The 4686-nt window shown below is 52.9% G+C and carries 1 protein-coding gene; it reads left to right on the forward strand.

Annotation, left to right across the window (positions count from 1 at the left end):
- Positions 1-419 precede the first annotated feature (419 nt).
- Positions 420-4686: beta strand repeat-containing protein (locus V5D86_RS09505; protein ID WP_414596449.1), on the forward strand; the 4267-nt coding region annotated here is incomplete at its 3' end.

The following is a 4686-nucleotide window of genomic DNA, read 5'->3' on the forward strand; positions in this document are numbered from 1 at the left end:
GCAAGCTCAAACTCCTCGCGGCTGTCGCCGTCCTCGCAATGGTGTTCTGCGCGTTCAGCGCGATCGCACCTGTTTCTGAGGGCGCTGACGGAACAGCAGACTCTGGGTCCAAAGAAGTGGCTCAGATTGGCGAGACAAAATACGCCACTCTGCAAGAAGCAGTGAATAATGCGTCGAAAGATGCAGTTATCAAACTCATCGACAATACGAATGAGACAGTAACCATTGCTACAGATGATGATCTTACCATTGATCTCAATGGTAAAATTCTCAGCGGAGGTGTCACGGAAGGTACGCCTGCGATTTTGAACCTAGGAACCCTCATCATCGATGATTCCAGTAATGGTAAGACTGGAGTAATTCAGAGGACAGACATTGGTTCTGAATCTACATTCTATGTTATTTGGAACAAGGGCACGATGACCATCAACTATGCCAATGTTACTAACAATGCAGGAAGCCCCGACGAATGGAAGGGATCCTCCCTCATAGCGAACCTTGGTACCTCTGACAAAAATGCAACTCTTACTATCAAAGACGGTACTTTCACCCAGAACAACTTCATCGTGCTGAAGAACGACGACTACGGTGTGATGAACATCGAAGGCGGAACGATCAACTGTGTTGGAGGAAACTCAGGAGCATCCGCAGTTCAAAACTGGAACGAATGCAATATTACTGGTGGAACTGTAAATGGAATAATCACCACATTTGTCTGGAGTACCAGCGGAAAAGAATACTGTTCGTCAGTGACCACAGTATCTGGTGATGCGAAGATCAATGGAGTGTTCTACTCCAACTATGACACAGACTATGTGAAACCCACCACCATATTCCCCACTGTTGCTATCAACGGTGGAGACATCAACGCTGATTTCGAAATTGAATATGGAACTCTCACCAGCACCGGAGAGATCAATCTTGCTACCGGGAACACTGTCACCCTCGCGAAAGACACTGTAGTTTCCGGAACGATCGGATTTGGAGACAACAAAGCGACGTTCAAGGATGTGAAGGCTGGAAACAACGGAATTACAATCTCCGAGGGATCAGTCGTGATCACAGGAGATGCCGAAACAGAGGACGATGGATCGATCACTGTGAACGGTGATGCGAAGATCTCTGGAACTCTTGGAAACAATGTTATCGTCAACGTCAAATCTGGAGCCAAGCTCACCCTCGGGGATCTGACTGCTGGAGATGGTGCGAAGATTGTGATGGAGAACGCGAAGTCCGAAGTCTGTATCGACGGAACTGTGACCGGCGGAACTGCCGATGAACCCCTCATCACCACCTCTACTGAATCCTCGAAACAGGGGACCGTGTCTGTGGGACCCGACGCTGGGAACATCGATTCTTCTATCGTCGATTCCGAAATCACCGTCATCCCCTCTGGAGGAGATGCCACTGAGGACATGACCGTCAGCGGAAGCACACTCATAGGAGTTGGAACCCCTGTTACACTGGATAGCACCCAGATCGTCACCGTGTCCGGGACCTGGACGATCGTGAAGGATGCGAATATCACCATCGAAGGAAAGCTCGTCGTTCCCGAGGGATGCACCATCATCGTGTCCGCTGGAGCCGTCCTGAACTTCAATGCAGCCTCTGCCGAAATCGATGGAACCATCGTAATAATGGGCGCAGAAGAGCTGACCACCGGACCCGTCGGTGCCGCAATAGTCAATGTCGACAACTACAGCAAGATCGAGGTATCCGGAACAATCACCGTCGACGGAGTCCTCAACATCAAAAACAACGCCGATGTAGAGATTATGACCGGATCTTCCGCCGTCGTCACCGAGAACGGAAGCATCGTCAACAGCAACGGAAAGCTCACGGTCGGAATTGACGCACTCCTCACGATCAACGGAATCGTCAATGGAGAGATTTACAACTACGGAACCGTCACCTATGACAGCGACGTAAAGGCCACCGTCGACTCCACTATCAACATGTGTGCGAATGGTGCGAAGGTCGAGATCGTCAACTGGGTCGCGGAGAACGGGAAGAAGATCACCATAACAGATGCGGGCATCACCCTTGAGAAAGGAAAGAAATCCTATGTTGCGACTGTCGGTAACACGGTTACCATCACCGCGACCACCACTGCGACGAACGGAGCCGTCGTATCTGGAATCACCGTAACCGAAGGTGCTGTTCTCGAAAAGAACAAGAGATTTGACGACTCCGAGGCTGAGAGCGCATCCAACCCCCAGTTCCTCGTGAAGAACGTCATGGACGTTTCCGGAAACATCGTCATCAGCGATGATGAGACCGACCACAACTCCACTCTTGCAATCGATATCGCCGGACTCGGTGGAGCGACCGTCTCCTCCGACCTCGTCATCAACGAGGACATCACCGTCAGGAACGCTGGAAAGCTCGACGTCACAGGAAAGATAGTCGGAACCGATGGAACCTTCGAAAACGGGACCGCGACGGTCACCGTCAAGGACGAGGGATCCATAGTGTCCAAGAACCTTCTGACCGGTGTCGTCAACTCCGCCATGTACAAGACCAAGGTTACCGTGGGAACCAGTACCAGCACCATCTACAACTACGTCACCATTGACACCGCCTTGAATGTCGCAGGATCCGATGCCACAATCAAGGCCATCACCGTCCTCGGAGATCAGACCCTGACCGCATCCAACAAGATTCCCGCAGATGTGACGGTCACCGTCACAGGGAAGCTCACGATAGGTGGAGAGGAATATGAGGGAGTCAAGCTCGATGTCGACGCTACCGGAAAGCTCACAGGAACCGGAATCGTCGATGTGGAAGGCACCCTGTATGCCACTGACAAGACCAAAGTGACAACTGCAACCATCGAGAGCGATGTCTACTCCGAGGAAGTCATCGACGGAAAGGTCGTCAAGGACGGATGGGCCAAGTGGACTAATCTCGCGACCGCACTTGCTGAGGCTCAGCCTGGGGATGTCATCACCATCTCCACCGAGGGAACTGTCACGCTCGAGAGCAACACTACGATTCCCTCCGGAGTCACTGTCGTCGTCACTGATGCGACCGCAGGGTTCATCCTCAAAGATGGAGTCACCCTCACAATCGACGGAACGCTCCAGACCGAGATCGACATCACTGCCGAGACCAGGTTCGCAAAGACCGCCGTCGACATCCTGCCTGCTGAATCCGATACATACACGGATTCCAGTGCCATCGTCGTCAACGGAACACTCGAGTCCCTTGTCGGAATCAAATACGCTGAGCCCGCTACTGGAAATGAAAGCCCTGCTTCCCTTTCTACTGATGGAGCACCCATTTCCGGTGCCTACTATCTCAATGCTGATGGGTACAAGTGCGTCAGCCCCCTGACCGTCGCCATCGCGAACATCGCCGATGTTGCGTCGAAGATCGAGATCAAGGGCGAGGTCACCGTAGGAGACATAACATTCGATGCCACCGACGACTGCACTGAGATCGAGGTTATTAATGGAGCAAAATTCACTGCAGCCTCCGTCACCCTTGTCGGATCCACACTCGACATCATCGGAACCTTCAACGGATCCGTTGTAGTCGGAGACACCACCGTGGCACTTGGGAACATCAAGACTCTCACGGTCGCCGACAACGAGGGAGCAATGGCCTTCGTCAACGCAGGTGAGAAGGCAGACTCGAACATTAGCGGAAACGCCTCCATCACTATAGTCGCAGGAACGTTCACCGCAAAGACCTCCATCGGAGGTACAAGTGTCGACTTCATTGTCGCATCTGGTGCGACCGTCGTCTCTGAAGGAGCGATTGTCAACGGAGACTTCTACATCCAGGGAACCGTCACCGTAGCTTCCGGCAAGAGCCTTGCTGCGGAAACGGGTAAGGTCATGATCGAGAACGGCGGAATCCTCTCCGTGGATGCGGGATCCAGCACCACCGCTCCCGGAAGCGCGACGTTCAAGACCTTGTACGTCGGAATGACCTCCGAGGATACCACAGGATCTGTCGCGACCATCAATGGTCCCATCACCATGATGAGTGATGCAATTGCATATGTTGCAGCGGGATCGTCCATCAGTGATGAGGCCCAGACCGTCCTCGACAAGATGTACAGCACCCAGTACAATGTCGACGGAGCACTCTGGATGACCGTCTATGCACAGTCCAACGCAGTCGATGTTGACGCTGTCGAGAAGGCACCCGTCGAGAACGCATGGTTCGCTGGATGGGAGAACTCCGAGGGAGCCAAGGCCACAGATGCTGCACATGTCGGAGCAGAGGACTGGAAGATCGTCAACGCTATCATTGAGAAGAACGTCTACAAGGTCTTCGTCTACGCCAATGAGGGAATCGCCAACGTATATGTCGATGGCAACCTGATGCAGAAGGGAATGATCGATGATGGAGACCAGATCATTCAAGGATACTTCCTGATGGTCTCTGCCGGTGAACACGAGATCACCTACGATCTCACCAACGGATGGACTGGAACCGCTGCCTTCAAGGTCAACGGCGACGCCATCTCCGGCAACACATTCACTGCTGAGGGAACTCCAGAAACTGATACTGTTGCTGATACATTCAAGACGATCACCTACGAAGTTCAGATCAGTGGCCTCGAGAAGTCCGGATACGTCCCCGACTCTCCCGACGCACCCGCAGAGTCTGGCATGGGAATCACCGACTACCTGCTGATCATCCTCGTCGTCCTCATCGTCGTCATGGCCATCA

Source organism: Candidatus Methanoprimaticola sp. MG2 (assembly GCF_047501175.1).
Classification (GTDB): Archaea; Thermoplasmatota; Thermoplasmata; order Methanomassiliicoccales; family Methanomethylophilaceae; genus Methanoprimaticola.